This window comes from Lysinibacillus sp. NPDC096418 (genome assembly GCF_044762775.1).
In the GTDB taxonomy this organism is placed as follows: domain Bacteria; phylum Bacillota; class Bacilli; order Bacillales_A; family Planococcaceae; genus Lysinibacillus.
Map to the genome: position 1 here is coordinate 21,948 of NZ_JBIWEY010000017.1, position 17,434 is coordinate 39,381.

Genomic DNA, 17,434 nt, shown 5'->3' on the forward strand with positions numbered 1-17,434 from the left:
CGTTTTTTGTATGTAAAATAATTTTCAGAAAAATGTAACTTTTATCCTTTACTCTAGTCTAATGAATAAATGAGAATTTGAAGGAGTGAGAATCGATGAAGAAGTGGATGAGTATTGGGTTAATTGCTGTACTTGCATTGTTGCCTGCTCTATTGTTTTTCATAGCGCCTAAATCAGAAGCGAAAGCAACGAATACAGTTTTTGTTACACAAAGTTGGCAGGCTCTTTTCTCAAAAGAATTAAAGGCAAATAGTGCAACAAGTGATGATGTTTATGTGACAAACAGTGAGGGAAATAAGGTCTCTGCAACGATAACATTGGGTTCGGATAAAAAATCACTAATTGTTAGTGATTTAAAAGCTGGAAGCTATAAATTACATGTAAAAAAGCTAGCATTTGTACAAAGTGGATTGAACACTAAAGCACATTCGCTGGACTTTACAGTTATTGAGAAGCTTGAGGCAGTTACATCGAAGAAGGAGCTTCAGCAATATTTTGAAGCAATTTTAGCACAAGAGGTTTCGGAATCTCGAAGTGTTATAGAAACTTTTGCCTTAGAGGATAGCGCTGTAAATTTAAAAAATAGCGCTGGAGGAGAATCAACAACGAATAATCAGGTAGAGGGTGTTGAGGAAGGCGATGTTGTCGTCGTTAAAAACGGTACCATCTACACAGCGAAGGATTCAGGTATTGACGTAATTGATGCGACTGATCCAGAAAACTTAAAGTTAGCAACATCCTTGAAGCTAACTGAAAACCGATCTATTTCGAAACTAGCTTTATATGATGATCTTTTGATTGCCATTGGGAATGAGTATTTACAAAAAGAAGGCACAAGTATGACGATTGCATACTTCTATGATATTACAAATCCAAGTGATCCTAGATATGTAAGGAAAGTGGCACAGGAAGGTTCTTTACAGGATATTCGTGTAACAAATGACACGCTGTATTTAATCGGCAATATGCATCCGAATTATTGGATGCTTCGAGAGGGTAAGAATGTCGATTTACAACCGAAAACGTATGATAGTAAGGTAAGTAATACTTATGAAAGTTTACCTCTCAGTAAGATTTCAATCTTACCGAATACGTTAGATAGTACGTACAGTTTAATTACAGCTGTTGATTTGAAGGACGGGGCAAAAACGTCTGCAAATACGAAAGGATACTTAGGTGGTAGCAGTGGGCTATATATGTCTGAAGGGGCGCTATATTTAACAACTCCAGTGTATCAACCAAGTGCATCGATAAATGCCAATAAGCGCACGATGGATGCTATGTGGGTACCGAGGGCAGTCGACACACAAGTATTTAAGTGGGGAGTAAAGGGTACGACGATGAACTTTATGGGTACTACAGAAGTAAAAGGCGCTGTTTTAAATCAATATTCAATGGATGAACATAACGGGCATTTCCGTATCGTCACGACTGAAGGGAATACAAGGGATGAAAAAGCATTATCTCGCAATCACCTGTTTATTTTAGATAAGAATTTACAGCAGGTTGGGGCGGTGACAGATCTAGCACCAGGAGAAAAAGTCTACTCAGCACGCTTTATGGGGGATAAGGCATACGTAGTAACATTTAAGGAAGTCGATCCTCTCTTTGTTATAGACGTAGCAGATCCGACAAAGCCAACTGTCTTAGGAGAGCTGAAAATCCCTGGCTTTAGTAACTATTTGCATCCACTAGATGAGACGCATTTAATCGGTATTGGCTATGATACGGAGCAGCGTTATGAGGGTTACTCAAGGCGCAATATTACCGTAACGACGAATATGAAAATGTCCTTATTTGATGTATCGGATTTTAAAAATCCGAAAGAGCAATCAAGCGTAAAGATTGGAGGTAAAGGTTCTCATTCTGAAGTGCAATACAATCCGAAGGCACTCTTCCGTAATAGTTCATATAACTATTATGGCTTCCCAGTTGTGTTGTATGGGGCAGGTAAAGGTGATGATGTTGTGTATCATGGTCAAGGTGCACAAATTTACGAAATCACTGCTGAAAATGGTATTATTTTAAAAGGGAATTTAGTTAGCAAAGGAAAAAATGATCAGTACGAGGATTGGGAAAATCTTGTGCAGCGGGTAGTTTATGTGAATGATGCATTATATACAATTGCAAGAAATGAAGTGAAGAGCTATCAATTAAGCGATTTCACACCACTTGATACGTTAACAATCAAATAAAAAATAGCGCATGTCTCAATTTCAGAGACATGCGCTATTTTTATGGGCGATTAAGTTTTAGAAAATGGCTCTACACATAATATATGTACTGGACAGTAGACACCACTACTGGTGGACGCTTTCTAGGCGGCGAACCTTGATCAGATTCGTAGGTTCCTGCCGCTGCGCTTTCGTCGCACAACACGGTTTGGCTGTGCTCCTGGAGTGTCTCAAGTTGCTCGCTAATCCCCTAGGAGTCGTCGCCTTCCGTTCCATATGCTTACCTATAGTTGAGGTTATTCTAAATCAAGTACACATTTTGGTGATGTTCAAAAAATGGTTGTACATTACTTACGATATTTCATGATTTCAGAAACAGTGACAAATTCGTAGCCTTGCTCTTGCAAATAAGTAAGGACGGCTTCAAGACCATCTGCTGTTGATTGGTGAATATCATGCATTAAGACGATTGCATTATTGTGCAGATTATTTTGTACATAAGGTAGTAATTGTTGCGCATTACGATGCTTCCAGTCCATTGTATCAATTGACCATAAGACAACAGGTACTGGAATTTGCCCGTTGACAGTTTCGTTTGTTGCGCCATAAGGAGGTCTAAAGACAGTTGGTCCTTGACCAATTGCTTGTGTGATTGCACCAGCAGTTGACGTATATTCTTTGGATACTTGTTCTATAGAAAGTTTAGTTAATACTGGGTGGTTCCAAGAATGGTTTCCAACTTCATGTCCCCTAGCAAGCACATCTTTTGCGATATCAGGATAGTATTGAACGCGACTACCTAGCATAAAGAATGTTGCCTTTGCTTGATATTTATCTAGTAGATTTAAAATTTGTTCTGTGACCTTAGGGTGAGGTCCATCATCAAATGTTAACGCTATACGTTTTATGTTTGGATCATTCGAGTTATCTTGCCCGTTTGTAACAGGCGGTTTCATTTCTTCCATAGCAATTTGGAATTCCGATGCAAGTAAAGGATTGATTAGAGAAAGTGAAAGTTTTACTAACGGTGCACCAACGGCACCAGTGGCAATTTCATATTCATCAAAATATATGACTAGTGAATCTTCAAAAATAGCAAAACGATCAAAGTTTGCCCATATCGGCTCTGTTGCCGCAATAAGCTCTTCTTCAAACAGTTGGTCTTTCAACTTTGGATTTTGTTGCAATTCAGAACGCACATGTGCCGCTAATGTTGCTAAATTATTTTCATCATTTTGTAGCAATGTTTTCATATCGATAATAGTACCGGTTTTGTTATTGAAGAAATACGTTTTCGTGGTAACTTCGTGATTGGCGCCACCTAAATACAACGATTTAGTTAATATAAATGAATAGTAATCCTCATTATAAGGATAAGTTTCAAAGCTTATATTGAGTTCACCAGAGTTATCTTTATTATTTTTGTGTTCTTTCATCGATTTTAAATAATGTTCTTTTGAAGATTGGACGTACTGAGTCACTTCTTCATTAAAAGACTTGCTTTCTGTTTGCGGGTAATTAATCGCAAAAGGTGTACGTTTATCGTTAGATACATCAGTGACAATACGTATGCCAGGGAAAGCAGAACTTTCAGTGGAAAGATTGCTATCATTGGCACTTGTTTTTTGGAATTTAAAGTCGTCATTTGATAGGATAATGACTAAGATAATGGATGTTAAAGCGATGATGAGGCCTATTAATAATAAATCAATTATTGGGCCGCGTCGTTTTTTTCTTTGCTGCGTCATGGTGAATGCGCTCCCCCTCTATGGAAAAATATTATTCTATAAAATTAGACGTGATAGACGTTCAAAAAGTTATACATTTTTTTGGTACTTTTTTGAATGCCAAGACATTCGTGCCAAATATATGAGATTGATTAGCCTTTAGTTTGGGAATACGTTTTTATAACTTGGGTGTATGAATTTAAGAGTTGAGTTTTTACTTTCTGTTCGATACTATTGGCAAGGAGACCAAAGGAGGTAGGAACAAGCAATGAAATTAAAAGAGCAAAATAATGAATTTACAATTGACTGCTTGTTGCTGGCAGGGCGTATTATGATTGAAAGCGGTGCTGAAACATATCGTGTAGAAGATACGATGCTTCGCATGGCCGGATCACAAAACATGCCCGATGCACAATGTTATGCTACACCAACAGGTATTATTTTTTCTTTAGGAAAAACACAACCGACAAGAATCACTTCAATCTCGAAAAGAAATACAGATTTACAAAAAATTTCCTTGGTAAATTCAGTCTCTCGTAGACTCACATCTCACATAATAACACTAGAAGAGGCTTATGACGAGTTAAAGTCGATACAAAAAACAAATTATTTTTTACCAAATTACGTTCAGGTTTTAGCTGCCGCTTTAGCAAGTGGTTGCTTCCTAATTTTATTCAACGGAATTTGGATGGATATACCAGCGGCGGTTCTTGCAGGAGGACTAGGATTTGCTACATTATTGTTAATGAACTATTTAACGAAGGTAAAATTCTTTTCTGAGTTCACGGCGTCTTTAATGATTGGTCTAGTCGCGTATGTTGCGGTTAACTTTGGATATGGTGAACAAATAGATAAGATCATTATAAGCTCTGTAATGCCCCTGGTACCGGGGATATTAATTACAAATGCGGTGCGTGATTTAATGGCAGGTCACCTAATGTCAGGGTTATCAAAAGGGGCAGAGGGTTTTTTGACAGCTTTTGCAATCGGTGCAGGTATTGCGGTCATTTTATCATTTTAGGGGGTAGTTGAGATGGACTATATTTTACAATTTGTTGCTAGTTTTATTGCTACAGCGTGTTTTGGCACCATTTTTAACGTGCCACCGAAAACATATTTTCATTGTGGATTAGTTGGAGCATTAGGCTGGATTATTTATTATGTGCTAACCCAAAATGGTTTGGATGTTGTAGAGGCGTCGTTTTTCGGGGCTTTTGTCATTGCTATCGTAGCGCATACGTATGCACGTCGCTTTAAAATGCCAATGCTGATTTTTAGTGTTGCAGGAATTATACCGCTCGTTCCAGGAGGGATGGCTTATAATTCGATGCGGAATGTTGTTGAAGACGACTATATACAGGGCTTGCAGTATGGCATGAAGGCATTTTTAATAACAGGGGCTATTGTTATAGGATTAGTTTTTGCAGAGGTATTGGTGCAATTGGTATTTCGAGCGATGCACGCAAGTAAAGAGAAAATACTAATTGCTAAAAAGAATAAAAGCTAGGCACTTTCAATGCTTTCTTAAAGGGCATTGAGGTGGCTAGCTTTTTTTATTTATCTTGATAATAAGGTCTCAATTTCTTCTGGTGTGACAGGTTTACTAATGTGATACCCTTGAATAGTATCACAGCCGAAGCTTTTGAGTAGCTCAGCCTGTTCAGCAGTTTCAACGCCTTCTGCGACAACAGTTAGCTCCATTGATCTTCCTAATTGAACCATACCATGCATTAATTTTTGTGTCTTTTCAGATTTCAATAATGATTTAGTAAATGACTGATCAATTTTCAATGTATCAATCGGTAAGATTTGCATATAACGGAATGAACCGTAGCCTATCCCGAAATCATCTAATACGAAGACAATGCCTTCATTTTCTAGTTTACGCATTTGCTGCGTAATAAATGATGCAGCTTCTGCTTCAAGCGCAAATTTCTCTGTAATTTCGATTTGTATTAGATTTGCAGGGCATCCTGTTTTCGCTAATGTGTCGAGTACAGATTTGGCCATGTTTTTATCGCGGAATTCACGTACAGATGAGTTAATGCCTACTTTTATATCAAAGCCTGCTTTTTTCCAAATTAACGCCTGTTCACAAGCCTTTTCAAGCATGAAAGAGCCGATGTTGTTAATGAGACCTGTCTCTTCGGCAACTGGAATCAGTTCATCTGGAGAAACAACACCAATTTCTTCATCTTCCCAACGGACAAGTGCCTCAACTGCTGTGATTTTTCCAGACGCTACATCTACTTGCGGTTGATAAAGTACTTTCAGGTTTTTTTGATCAAGTGCCTGTAGTAAGCGTTTCTCAATTAAAGCTTTACGATTTAATGCTTTATGTATAGCTTTTGATAATGAAACAATATTGTCACCACCCGCTTCACGAACGGTACTAATTGTGGCAATGGATGCTTTCATCAATTGTGAGAACGTCGATTGGTCTTCAGGGAAGCGTGTAATACCACCGCTAATGGAGATTGGAACCGCAACGCTACCATTGTAAATCGGATGCTGTTGCAAATATGCTAGGAACCCTTGGATAAACCATTCGCTTAATGGAGTAATAACAACAAAGTCATTTTCATTAATACGTGCCATTGTACTATCTTGGAAATACATTTTCATACGGTTTGTAAATTCAATAATGAGATTGCGCTCACTTGGATGATCCTGTAACTCTTTAAGTGTATAAAATTTATCGATACTTAAATAAACGAAAGAGAAGTGTCTCTGTTCTTCAATCATTTCAGTAATAATTTTCTCTAAACGATGCGCATTCATTAAGCCTGTCTCTGTATCGATATAAGCAATTTTTTCAAGTTGATGTTGGATTGTTTTCGCTTTCGTTATATCTTTTTCAAGTAACATATACTGTTGCTCATTCGTTTCAAAATTGAATGTCGGGATAGCTGTTAACAGTACCCAATATGGAAGACCTGATTTGGAGATTTTTTCGACTTCACCCTGCCATGTAAGACCGTGGTTTAGATTACGCCAAATTGTGTTCGTGATTTTCTCACCAGTACTATTGTCAGGGAATAGTTGCCAAAATGTTTTGCCGATTACACGTTTTGGTGTCCATTGACTGATTTTTAAGAAATTTTGGTTGCATTCTACTATAAATCCATCTTGATCTAATGTAATTGTCATGAAAGTGGACTCTAAATTTTGCTTTAAGTCTTCAAGTGCACGATTTGCAGAAGGTGGATTAATCATGAAATTTGATAAAACAAACATAATTAAAATATAGCTTTCGTCTTGCTCTGTAAAAGATTTTGCAAGAAGTGAAGTAGTTATTTCATCATTTGCTTGCGTGTATACTTGGATATTTTCTAAATAAGTAAAATTTTCATTTTGAGCAATTTGCTCTAAGGTTTCTTGTGAAATCTGGCGAAGTAGATTTTCAGTAACTGGGGAGGAAGCCTGTCCTGTAATATCAGACATTGAAAAGCCAAACTGTTGTTCAGCGAATTTTCCCCATAATGTTACGCGACCACTATTGTCCATTACCAATGCAGGGAAAGGCAGTGAATTTAAATAACGTTCATCAATTTTTATCGAGTTGTGCATAAGACTCATGATTATTCTATCTCCTTGAGTAATGAATATATACTACTATTATAGTGAACTATCAGAAATTAGTCATTATGAATATAACAATGATTCTCTTGGGTAAAAAGATAATAGTTCCTTTGTAACGGTTTTTTAGAAAAGGATGGAATAAAAGTGATAAATTTTAATACATAAATTAGAAAGTAGGATTTAAATGGAACGCTTAAAAGGAATCATTTTAATTATTTCAGGTTCAATGTTGTGGGGAGCAACAGGTCCATTAATGGAATGGCTGCTTAACCACACTGTGTTAACAGTTTCTTTTATGTTAACAATTCGCCTGTTCGTAGCAGGAGCGTTACTACTCATGTATTTACTACTAACAAAGCAAGATATTTTCGGGATTTGGCAACACAAAATATGGGGTAGACAGCTTATTATTTTCGGAATGGCTGGAATGTTAGGGGTACAATATGCCTTTGTTGCAGCAATAAATGAGAGTAATGCAGTACTTGCCACGCTGCTACAATTTTTAGCGCCAATTTTTGTTGTTGCTTATGTCTCTCTTAGTTTAAAGAAATGGCCACCTAAATATCAAGTGTTAGGTATTATTGGTACATTAGGGGGTTTATTCTTATTACTAACGAACGCCTCTTTTGACGAATTGTTGGTTAGTCGTAAAGCCTTATTATGGGGTATAGCGGTTGGTTTAACATTTGCCTTTTACACATTATATCCAGCACGCCTTATGAAAGAGTGGAGTGTATTGCTCGTAGTTGGCTGGGGTATGCTAATAGGTGGTTTAACTTTAGGTATTGTCAGCCGTGTTTGGCAATCTAATGAATGGGTTGCTTTTACCGATCTTAAAATAATAGCTTTAATGACTGCACTAATATTTTTCGGCACGATGGCCTTTGTATTATTTTTAAGCAGTATGAAATATATCTCTGCAGTGGAAACAAGCATCTTGTCGAGTGTTGAACCTTTGACAGCGATGGTCATTTCAGTAATTGTCTTTAGTACATCCTTAGGTGTATGGCAATTGGTAGGTGTGTTCATCATGCTTGTCTGTGTAACTGGGCTTTCGATAGCGGGTGAAAAAGCGTAAAAATACTATAAACTCGATATGAGTATTAAGTAAATATTAAGCATAGTTAGGCAGGATATGAAAAAAGAGAAAGTTCTTCATAGATAAGGTGGTGGTAAAAGTGAAAGTTGTTTTTTCGTATGTAAAGCCATATAAATGGCCTGCTTTTTTTGCAATGCTTTTAATGTTAGTTGAATTATTCGTCGAACTAATACAGCCACTTATTATGGCAAAAATTATCGATGATGGCATACGGGCTGAAAATAATCAGTTGATTATACAGTGGGGATCTTTATTGCTTGTATTATCCTGTATTGCTTTTTTATCAGGTGTTGCCAATTCTTATTTTTCATCACATACGGCTCAAAGTTTCGGTTTTGACTTACGAAATGCGTTGTTTGAAAAGATTCAATCATTCACACTGGCTACGTATCAAAAGTTCCCGGCATCATCACTCATTACGCGCTTAACCAATGATGTGGCGCAAGTACAAACTGTACTTTTCATGAGCCTACGAATTATGTTACGTGCACCACTTGCTGTAGTGGGGAGTATTATAATGGCCTTTTACGTAAATGCCAAGCTTGCGTTGTTTTTAGTGATAGGTGCACCGATCATCGTTATTTTTTTAGTATTTATGGTAGCCAGAGGGATTGCATACTTTAGTAAGGTACAACATCGTGTAGACCGATTAAATCGTGTGCTACAGGAAAACTTACAAGCAATTCGACTAGTAAAAGCTTATTTACGTGGTACATATGAGGCGTCAAGATTTGAAAAAGTTGCAGGGCAGTTAAGAATAGATACAGTGACGGCGCTTCGGACAATGGAATATATTATGCCTGTACTTTTATTTATTATGAATATGAGTTTATTGGCTGTGCTTTGGTTTGGTACAAAGCAGATCGCTGATGGTACGACGCCACTAGGAGATGTTGTGGCAATCGTAAACTATGCGATGCGCATAACTGGTTCGTTTTCAATGTTTGCTTTCATTATTATTTTTTATGCGCGTGCAAAAGCATCAGCGGAGCGAATGGAAGAAGTGTTAACTGTTGAAAATGAAGTCGAGAAGAAGACTTCATCTGAAGTTATTTCTGACAAACTAAAATTTGGAGAAGTTGTATTTGATAATGTGAGCTTTAAGTATCCGAAGGCCGATCATTTTGTTTTACAAAATGTAAGTTTCCATGTGAGAAAAGGAGAAAAGCTTGCCATTATGGGGGCAACTGGTGCTGGAAAATCGACATTGCTACAGTTAATTCCTCGTTTTTATGATGTGACAGCAGGGCGGATTTTAGTGGAAGGACAAAATGTTAAAGCGTGGGATATCCAACAACTACGTGAAGTCATTGGGTACGTACCACAGCAATCGATGCTGTTTACAGGAAGCATTGCAGATAATATTCGTTGGGGGAATGTAGAGGCAGAGATGGATGCTGTTCTTCAAGCGACAATGCAGGCACAAATACACACATCTGTTGAAGATTTCCCGAAAGGCTATAACACGAAAGTTGGGCAAAAGGGCGTCAATTTATCAGGTGGACAGAAGCAACGTTTGTCAATTGCACGTGCGCTTCTTCGAAAAGCGCATATATTAATGCTAGATGACAGTACGAGTGCATTAGATGTAGACACCGAGCAAGCGTTATGGGATGCATTAGAAAGTGAAAAGGCAACGATGCTTGTCGTGACACAAAAAGTTCGTACCGCAAAAGAGGCAGACAAAATTTTATTGATTGATTCAGGACAAGTTGTTGCATATGGCACACACGAAGATTTATTAATATCTTCTGCTTTATATAAAAGAATTGCTATCTCACAGCAGGAGGTGGAGCAATAGTGGCGTTTTTCCAAAAACCTTTTGGCTATGAGCCGATTTTGTCCAAAGATGATTTGAAGCAAGCGGAGCAGAAAAAGAAGGGACCTCGTGCATCTAATTGGAAAAGTACGCTTGGACGTATATGGCGAATTGTTGATGAACAACGAGGGCTATTAGTTATTGTGTTAATTATGGTGATGGCAAGCTCTGCATTGGCGTTACTGGGACCGTTTATAATTGGCAAAATGATTGATACATTTGTGATGAATGGTAAGCTTGTTGGCTTAGGAAAAATGATTTCCATGTTAATAGTTATTTATGCAGTACTTGCAGTGACATTGTTTTTACAAAATTACTGGATGATTGGTATTGCACAGCAAACGATTTATCGATTAAGGACGAGCGTTTTCTCACATTTGCAAAAGTTACCCGTGTCATTTTTTGATCGCCGTCAGCATGGGGAATTAATGAGCCGAGTGACAAATGATATTGAAGCAGTAAGTTCGACATTAAATAGTTCATTTATTCAAGTATTCTCGAGTGTCTTGACATTAAGTGGCACACTCATTATTATGCTGTCCTTAAGTCCTTTGTTAACGGTGTTGACAATGACGATTATTCCGACGATGTTTCTAGCAATGCGCTGGATTACACGTCGTACAGGACCTCTTTTTAAAGAGCAACAAGCGGCATTAGGCACACTTAATGGCATGATTGAAGAGACGATTTCAGGTCAGCGAATTGTGAAGGCTTTTTCGCAAGAAGAACGAGTCTTAGCGGAATTCCGAGAAAAGAGTTTACGGTTAAAAAGGACTGGCTTCTGGGCGCAAACGTATTCTGGTTTTATCCCTAAAGTGATGAACTTTTTAAATAATATGAGCTTTACTATTGTTGCAGGAATTGGAGGTATATTAGCACTTACTGGTCATGTGTCGATTGGTGTAATTGTTATTTTTACAGAATATGCAAGACAGTTTACACGTCCTCTGAATGATTTAGCGAATCAATTTAATACGGTGTTATCGGCAATTGCTGGTGCTGAGCGAGTTTTTGCATTGTTGGATGAACAGCCTGAAGTAGAGGGAACTTCTGCGCAACCCCATAAACTCCAAGGGAAAGTAGATTTCAATCATGTGTACTTTAAATACGAGCAGGTTGAAGAGGCCTATATCCTTAAAGATGTTCATTTTTCTGTAGAACCTGGACAAACAGTGGCATTAGTAGGCCCAACAGGTGCAGGGAAAACGACTATTTTACAGCTTATTGCTAGATTTTATGATGTAGAGAAGGGCGAAGTGCTTTTTGATGGTGTGAATGTTCAACAAATTGACCGTAAAGCGTTGCGATCGCAAATGGCATTCGTGTTACAAGATCCGTTTCTGTTTGAAGCAACAGTTCGCGAAAATATTCGCTATGGTCGGTTAAATGCGAGTGATGCAGAAATTGAGGAAGCCGCGAAACGGGCAAACGCGCATGATTTTATCATGAAGTTAAAAGACGGCTATAATACAGTGCTAGCAGCAGATGGACAAGAGATTTCGCAAGGGCAGAAGCAGTTGCTGTCCATAGCACGTGCGTTCATTGCGGATCCTAAAATCTTATTATTAGATGAGGCAACAAGTAGCATAGATACTGTCACAGAGTTAAAAATTCAAGAGGCACTTGATACGTTAATGCACGGAAGGACAAGTTTTGTTATTGCCCATCGATTAAATACAGTACGTAATGCGGATATAGTGCTTGTTATGCAAAAGGGTGAGCTTGTCGAAGCTGGGTTGCAGCAGACTTTAATTGAAGCAGGTGGTATTTATGCACAAATGCTAAGCTCTTCCTCGTATCATTTGAAATAATAAAAATGTTAGAAAAAGTCCCGGTGAAATGTGCTACAATGAGGCTATAGTATTAAAAAGAACGAGGTTTATGATGAATATTTCAGTTATTACGGTGTCTTTTCCTTTAGATGGAGAAACATTAGAAGAAGTACGTGCGTTGTGCGAAGAAGCGACAACAAATGATTATCGTGTATATGAAACAATTATGAATTTGCCAGTAGCTGGCTCTTTTGATTCAAAGGGCTTTATGGTGCTAGCATATGATGATGACCAAGATAAGGTCGTTGGTGCAGCGAGTGCAATTGATTTAATGGGTTTGCATACTTATGAATGGTCACTAGTGGTCGCACCGATGTATCGAAGAATTGGAATTGGTACGGCACTAACGGAAGTTCTACAGGCAGGGCTTGTAGAACGTGGTGCTGAAGGTCAACTGGCTTTAGTTGTTGAAGGTGCTCCATTTAGCCAAGTATTTATTGAAGGTAGCGGCTATGCGTACAGTTTTTCAGAAGCGACGCTAGAAACAAAGGCAGAGCCAGTAGATTTGTGTGAGGATATTCAAATTGAGATATATAATGGCGAGAAGAATCAACTTGTTGAAATTTATAGTGAGGCATTTGGCGATTTACCAGAGGAATCCGAGGAGCTGATCCTTTTCAATACGTCTAATGATGGTCGTAAGTTGTGGGTAGCACGTCAAGATGGAGAGATTGTCGGTACAGTAACGACGGCTGAGGAAGGCAATGTGCAGTGGGTAACGGCATTAGCGGTTCATCCAAGGCATGAGGGGCGAGGTATCGGTACAGCATTACTAACGCACACGAAAGACTTTGCTAGTCAATCTGGAGCGAAATACGTCATGTTGGATGTTGAGATTGAGAATTGTAAGGCACTTTCTGTCTATGAAAAAGCCGGCTTTATGAAAGCTCAGCAAATTGATTATTACGTAAAAAAATTATAAAAATGGCCATGCAAAAAGTATATGCTTTTTGCATGGTTTTTTCTTTTCGTACGGGGGCACTAACTCTAGTTAGTAGTTTCTTTTAGTCATAAATAGTGGTTTCGACCATACATTGTAGTAAGTTTGCAAAAAAGGAGTCGGTTGGATGCGTATCCCTGCGTTAAGTAAAAAGAGGCCTTCTGAGAAAAGAGATAGAAGTTCGTGGTGGAGGGTTGTGAAAGTGTATTTAGCAAAAGGGAAATATTATCGTTTACCTCCCCGGAAATAGAAGAAACGGCTGGTATTATTTACTCCTATCACGAAAAAGAGTTTTGCTTACAAGTTTTAACTGTGAGCAGAACTCTTTTTGATGTTCTTGGATTTCGTAGGGGAAGTGAATGTAAAATTATAGTAAATAAATTATAAATTTTCAAATTTTCTGATAAATAGAGAAGGAGAAATTTTGGGTATGTAGAACTATTAAATATGTTAGGTTTTTTTTGCTCATCAACAAAAGGTGGGGGTGACATTTTAAATAAAGTGTTTGTTGATTGGAGTGGAGCCAGCGTAGCGAGTGAAGCGGCTTAATAGACGTCCCCAGGAAAGTACGCTGGCGGAACGGAAATCAACCCCTAGTTATGGTGAAGAGTCGGTTTTTTACATAAACAAAATGATAAGGGGATGGGAAAAGTGGGGAATGGTTTACGTGTATTAATTTGTGATGATTCTATTTTAATTCGAAAAAAATTAAGAAGTGCATTGGAAAAGTGCAAATGTAAAGAAATATTTGAAGCGGTTAATGGAAATTTGGCTATAGAACAAGTGAAGGCTCAAAACCCTGACTTAGTATTTATGGATATAGTAATGCCTGAAAAAGACGGCATTGAAGCGCTAAAAGAAATTATGGAATTTAATCCGAATGCTAAAGTCGTAATGGCTTCATCAGTTGGGACAAATGACCATCTCAAAGAAGCTCTTGCGTATGGCGCATATGATTTTATCCAGAAACCGATTTCTCTTGAGGCCATTACGAATCTAATTGAAAAGGTGATAAAGGAGGATACAGCGAATGTTTAGCCAATACTTTGGTCATTACTTATTGAATCGTGAATTAATAACGAGAGAACAATTAGCGGACGCTTTAGAGTTTCAGAAATCTGTCCATGTCAAATTTGGAGTGATTGCAGTCGATGAAGAGTATATGACACCAGTACAAGTAGAAGAAGTACATGAGAAACAAAAACAGATGGATAAACGCTTTGGTGAAATTGCTGTAGAACTGGGCTATTTAACGAATGAGCAAGTGGACAAGCTTATTTCCAGTCAAAAACAAGGTCACTTATTTTTAGCACAAGCACTTGTGAATCGAGGATACATGACAATTGAGCAATTCGCAGATGCCTTAAATGATTATAAGAGAGAAAATAGCCTCTCAGATGATCAGTTTGAAGCAATTAGAAACGGTAGCATTGAATTATTAGTTGAAAATATTCTTGATGTAAAAGACATTGAGAAGAAAGCGAAATTTGGACAGTATCTTTCTTTATTTGCTAAAAGTATGATCCGATTTATCGATGATCAAGTATTTTTAGAGATAGCTAAGCTTGAAGATAAGTATCCAGAAAGTTGGTTAGTTCGCCAAGAAATATTGGGGAATGCACCACTGTTTACAGCGATAGATGTTAGTGAAGAAGTATTTTTACACATGGCTTCGATCTATGCGGAAGAAGAGTTAACCGAAATAGATGAATTTGCTGAAGATGCTGTCAGTGAATTTTTGAACTTGCATAACGGTATTTATTTAGTGAATATGTCCAACTGGGGGACAGAACTGACGATGAATCCTCAAGAAGTAATAAAAAATGCAACTGTTTCTGGGGATACGTTTTTGGTGTCAGTAAATACGTCAAAAGGTTCTTTCCAATTAATTCTATCAGACAAACCTGAAAAAGTTTCAGTTGTTCATTAAAAAACGTTTGTGACATGTACAAAACACCTTTGATTTATAAGTCGAAGGTGTTTTGTGCCGTTTCAATAAGGTTATGTTGTTAGTTTTCGAGTAAAAATGTTTTTTTAGAAGGACCCACTAAATAGAGTTCATGCATAGCGCGTGTTAAAGCAACATATAGTAGCTTTCGATCAATCTTTGTATCGAAAAATGGTGTATCAAATGCTGCTACGATAACAGCATCAAATTCAAGCCCCTTTGCCAAATGACTAGGCACGACTAGCAGTACCTGTTGATTGATCGACTCGTCCTCGGTTAAGAGCTGTACGGGGATATTACTTTGTACTAATGCTTCTTGCATGTTTTTGGCTTCCGCTGTTGTTTTACAGATGAGTGCTACCGATTGATGACCGTTTGCACGAATTGCTTCAAAAATTAAACCGATTTGTTGAGCATTAAAAGTGTCTGCTTGTATAAAGGTTGGATCATTGCCATGACGAACAACAGGCTCGACTAGCGGAAGTTGTTCGTCCATTTGAGCCAAAATTGTATTAGCAACTTCCATAATTTCAATCGTTGTTCGGTAACTTTTTTGTAATGTTCGGAAGCTTGCGCGTGGGAATAAATCTTGTACCGGCTCCCAAGCTGTAAGTGAGCGATAGCTATGTATGCCTTGAGCTAAATCACCCACCATTGTAAACATATCGGTTTCGAGCCCTGTTTTTAATGCAGCAAGTTGGAATAAGCTATAGTCTTGCACTTCATCGATAAAAACAACGCGCATTTTCCACTCATCAGCAATACCTTTAATACGTGCATGTAAATAGTAGAGCGCAGCTAAATCTTCTAATGCCCAAACTTCTTTTGTATGCATCTGGATAAACTGTTGTTGTTCGATATAATGCCATTCAGGTGTAAGTTCCTCAAGTAGCTCACGATGCGTTAAAAATTTACGATATAGTGATTTAATATTATATTTTGTGAAGCGGCGCATATAGACTGTAGCAGTCGATTTTGCCTCTTTCTCAATAGCGGGAATACGTTCATCACGCTCATCGATAAATTTTGTGACGATACGGCGCCTTTTATCATCGTCACGAATCCCGTTTAATGCTTTGCCAAGCGCTTCATCATATTTTGCATTAAGCACATTAAGGACAGCCTGTTTTTTCTGACGGACATGACTGGCAAGTACTTTTTTTATATGTGTCAGTCGTTTTTCAATCGGCATATAAGAAAACTCATATAAAAATAGTTTCTTTAAATGGGAGCCGCGCATAATCAAGTACTTTTCGATAAATACATCTTCAAATTGGGCCGCAATTTCTTGTTCGATTTTTTGAAGATAACGCTCCATCACATCTCGATAATAGAGGGAGCCTTTCATTTCAGAAATCCAAGCAGTAGGGTGATCAGTACCACCTGCCACGAGTGATTCAAGTTGTTCGTTGGGATTGCATAGTTTGAATTTTAGCTTTGTTGCGGCCATTACGTATTCAGCGTAAGTCGTTTGGCAAATTTTATCGACGCCGAGTTCTGGTAGTACGTCGCCAATATAATCAATAAATAATTTATTTGGTGCTAAAATCATGAGTTGCTCAGGATTAAAGTTTTCACCCATTGTGTATAAAAAATATGAAATACGATGGAGGGCAATGGTCGTTTTTCCACTACCAGCAGCACCTTGTACAATAATCGGTTGACGTAGATGTGCACGAATGATTTCATTTTGCTCTTTTTGTATAGTGGAGACAATTTCGGTTAAACGGACATCTGCCTTGCCTTCCAGGGCTTCTTGCAGTAGCTCGTCATTTGTCGTTAAATCAATGTCTCGAATGTCGAGTAATTCACCATCTTCAATTTTGTATTGCCGCTTTGCAAATAGATGACCCTTATGTGTTTCACCACGAACGTCATATTCCATTTCGCCAAGGCGGCCATCATAATAGACGTTAGCGACAGGTGAGCGCCAATCCACGATAATCGGTTCATGTGTTTCACGATGGAAAAGAGAAGTCTTTCCGATATATAAAAGTTCTTCAGGATCTCCTGTTTTTTGAAAATGAATACGGGCAAAATAAGGCTTTTTTTGGACAGATTCTAAGCCCTCCTTTTGGTTCCGTGCCATTTCAAAAAATCTGGCATTCGATAAAATGTTTAAATAGCTTAAACTCGAATCTAAGTAGTCGAGATCAGCCATCGATTTGCGAATATTGTCTTGGGCAGATTTTAAATCTCTTTGCGATTCTCTTAAAATTTGTTGCATATACTCTTTCGTATAAGCAAGACGTTCTTGTTCAACGTTAAAATCCGGATGCCGTACAGTCATTTGTTGCACCTCCTAAATATGTA

12 protein-coding genes are annotated in these 17,434 nt (G+C 38.0%); 9 read left to right on the forward strand and 3 right to left on the reverse strand.

All coding sequences use genetic code 11. The features are described from left to right. Positions 1–95 precede the first annotated feature (95 nt). A complete protein-coding gene (locus ACIQZG_RS13695; RefSeq protein WP_402755853.1) occupies positions 96–2,195 on the forward strand; it encodes a beta-propeller domain-containing protein in 2,100 nt (699 codons plus the stop codon). 326 nt (positions 2,196–2,521) lie between these two features. On the opposite strand, the gene ACIQZG_RS13700 is transcribed toward ACIQZG_RS13695, so the two are convergent. Next, entirely contained in the window at positions 2,522–3,922 is a 1,401-nt protein-coding gene (locus tag ACIQZG_RS13700; protein WP_402755855.1) for a polysaccharide deacetylase family protein, read from the reverse strand. A 247-nt stretch (positions 3,923–4,169) separates the two neighbouring features. On the opposite strand from ACIQZG_RS13700, the gene ACIQZG_RS13705 reads away from it, so the two are divergent. Both ACIQZG_RS13705 and ACIQZG_RS13710 read left to right on the forward strand, forming a co-directional pair. Next, positions 4,170–4,922, forward strand: coding sequence for a threonine/serine exporter family protein (locus ACIQZG_RS13705; protein ID WP_402755856.1), 753 nt, complete (start codon positions 4,170–4,172; stop codon positions 4,920–4,922). 12 nt (positions 4,923–4,934) lie between these two features. Next, positions 4,935–5,408 carry a threonine/serine exporter family protein gene (locus tag ACIQZG_RS13710; RefSeq protein WP_402755858.1) on the forward strand — a complete coding sequence of 158 codons (474 nt, stop codon included), beginning with the start codon at positions 4,935–4,937 and terminating at the stop codon, positions 5,406–5,408. A gap of 50 nt (positions 5,409–5,458) precedes the next feature. On the opposite strand, the gene ACIQZG_RS13715 is transcribed toward ACIQZG_RS13710, so the two are convergent. Further along, entirely contained in the window at positions 5,459–7,480 is a 2,022-nt protein-coding gene (locus ACIQZG_RS13715; protein WP_402755860.1) for an EAL domain-containing protein, read from the reverse strand. A 187-nt stretch (positions 7,481–7,667) separates the two neighbouring features. On the opposite strand from ACIQZG_RS13715, the gene ACIQZG_RS13720 reads away from it, so the two are divergent. From ACIQZG_RS13720 to ACIQZG_RS13745, 6 genes are all read left to right on the forward strand, one after another. Beyond that, positions 7,668–8,561: a DMT family transporter gene (locus tag ACIQZG_RS13720; RefSeq protein WP_402755862.1), complete on the forward strand. Its 894-nt coding sequence runs from the start codon at positions 7,668–7,670 to the stop codon at positions 8,559–8,561. A 100-nt stretch (positions 8,562–8,661) separates the two neighbouring features. Continuing rightward, positions 8,662–10,383, forward strand: coding sequence for an ABC transporter ATP-binding protein (locus ACIQZG_RS13725; protein WP_402755863.1), 1,722 nt, complete (start codon positions 8,662–8,664; stop codon positions 10,381–10,383). After that, positions 10,383–12,212: an ABC transporter ATP-binding protein gene (locus ACIQZG_RS13730; protein ID WP_402755864.1), complete on the forward strand. Its 1,830-nt coding sequence runs from the start codon at positions 10,383–10,385 to the stop codon at positions 12,210–12,212. Before ACIQZG_RS13725 ends, ACIQZG_RS13730 begins: the two co-directional genes overlap by 1 nt. Before the next feature lie 73 nt (positions 12,213–12,285). Continuing rightward, a complete protein-coding gene (locus ACIQZG_RS13735; protein WP_402755865.1) occupies positions 12,286–13,155 on the forward strand; it encodes a GNAT family N-acetyltransferase in 870 nt (289 codons plus the stop codon). A gap of 660 nt (positions 13,156–13,815) precedes the next feature. Then, positions 13,816–14,211, forward strand: coding sequence for a response regulator (locus ACIQZG_RS13740; protein ID WP_402755866.1), 396 nt, complete (start codon positions 13,816–13,818; stop codon positions 14,209–14,211). Then, positions 14,204–15,103, forward strand: a complete 900-nt coding sequence (locus ACIQZG_RS13745) for a cyclic di-GMP-binding domain-containing protein, MshE-related (RefSeq protein WP_402755867.1) — start codon at positions 14,204–14,206, stop codon at positions 15,101–15,103. The genes ACIQZG_RS13740 and ACIQZG_RS13745 overlap by 8 nt, the downstream gene beginning before the upstream one ends. Positions 15,104–15,182: 79 nt before the next feature. Here ACIQZG_RS13745 and helD read toward each other — a convergent pair whose 3' ends face one another. Further along, positions 15,183–17,411 (reverse strand): RNA polymerase recycling motor HelD, encoded by a 2,229-nt coding sequence (gene helD / locus ACIQZG_RS13750; protein WP_402755868.1) that lies wholly within the window; start codon positions 17,409–17,411, stop codon positions 15,183–15,185. Positions 17,412–17,434 lie beyond the last annotated feature (23 nt).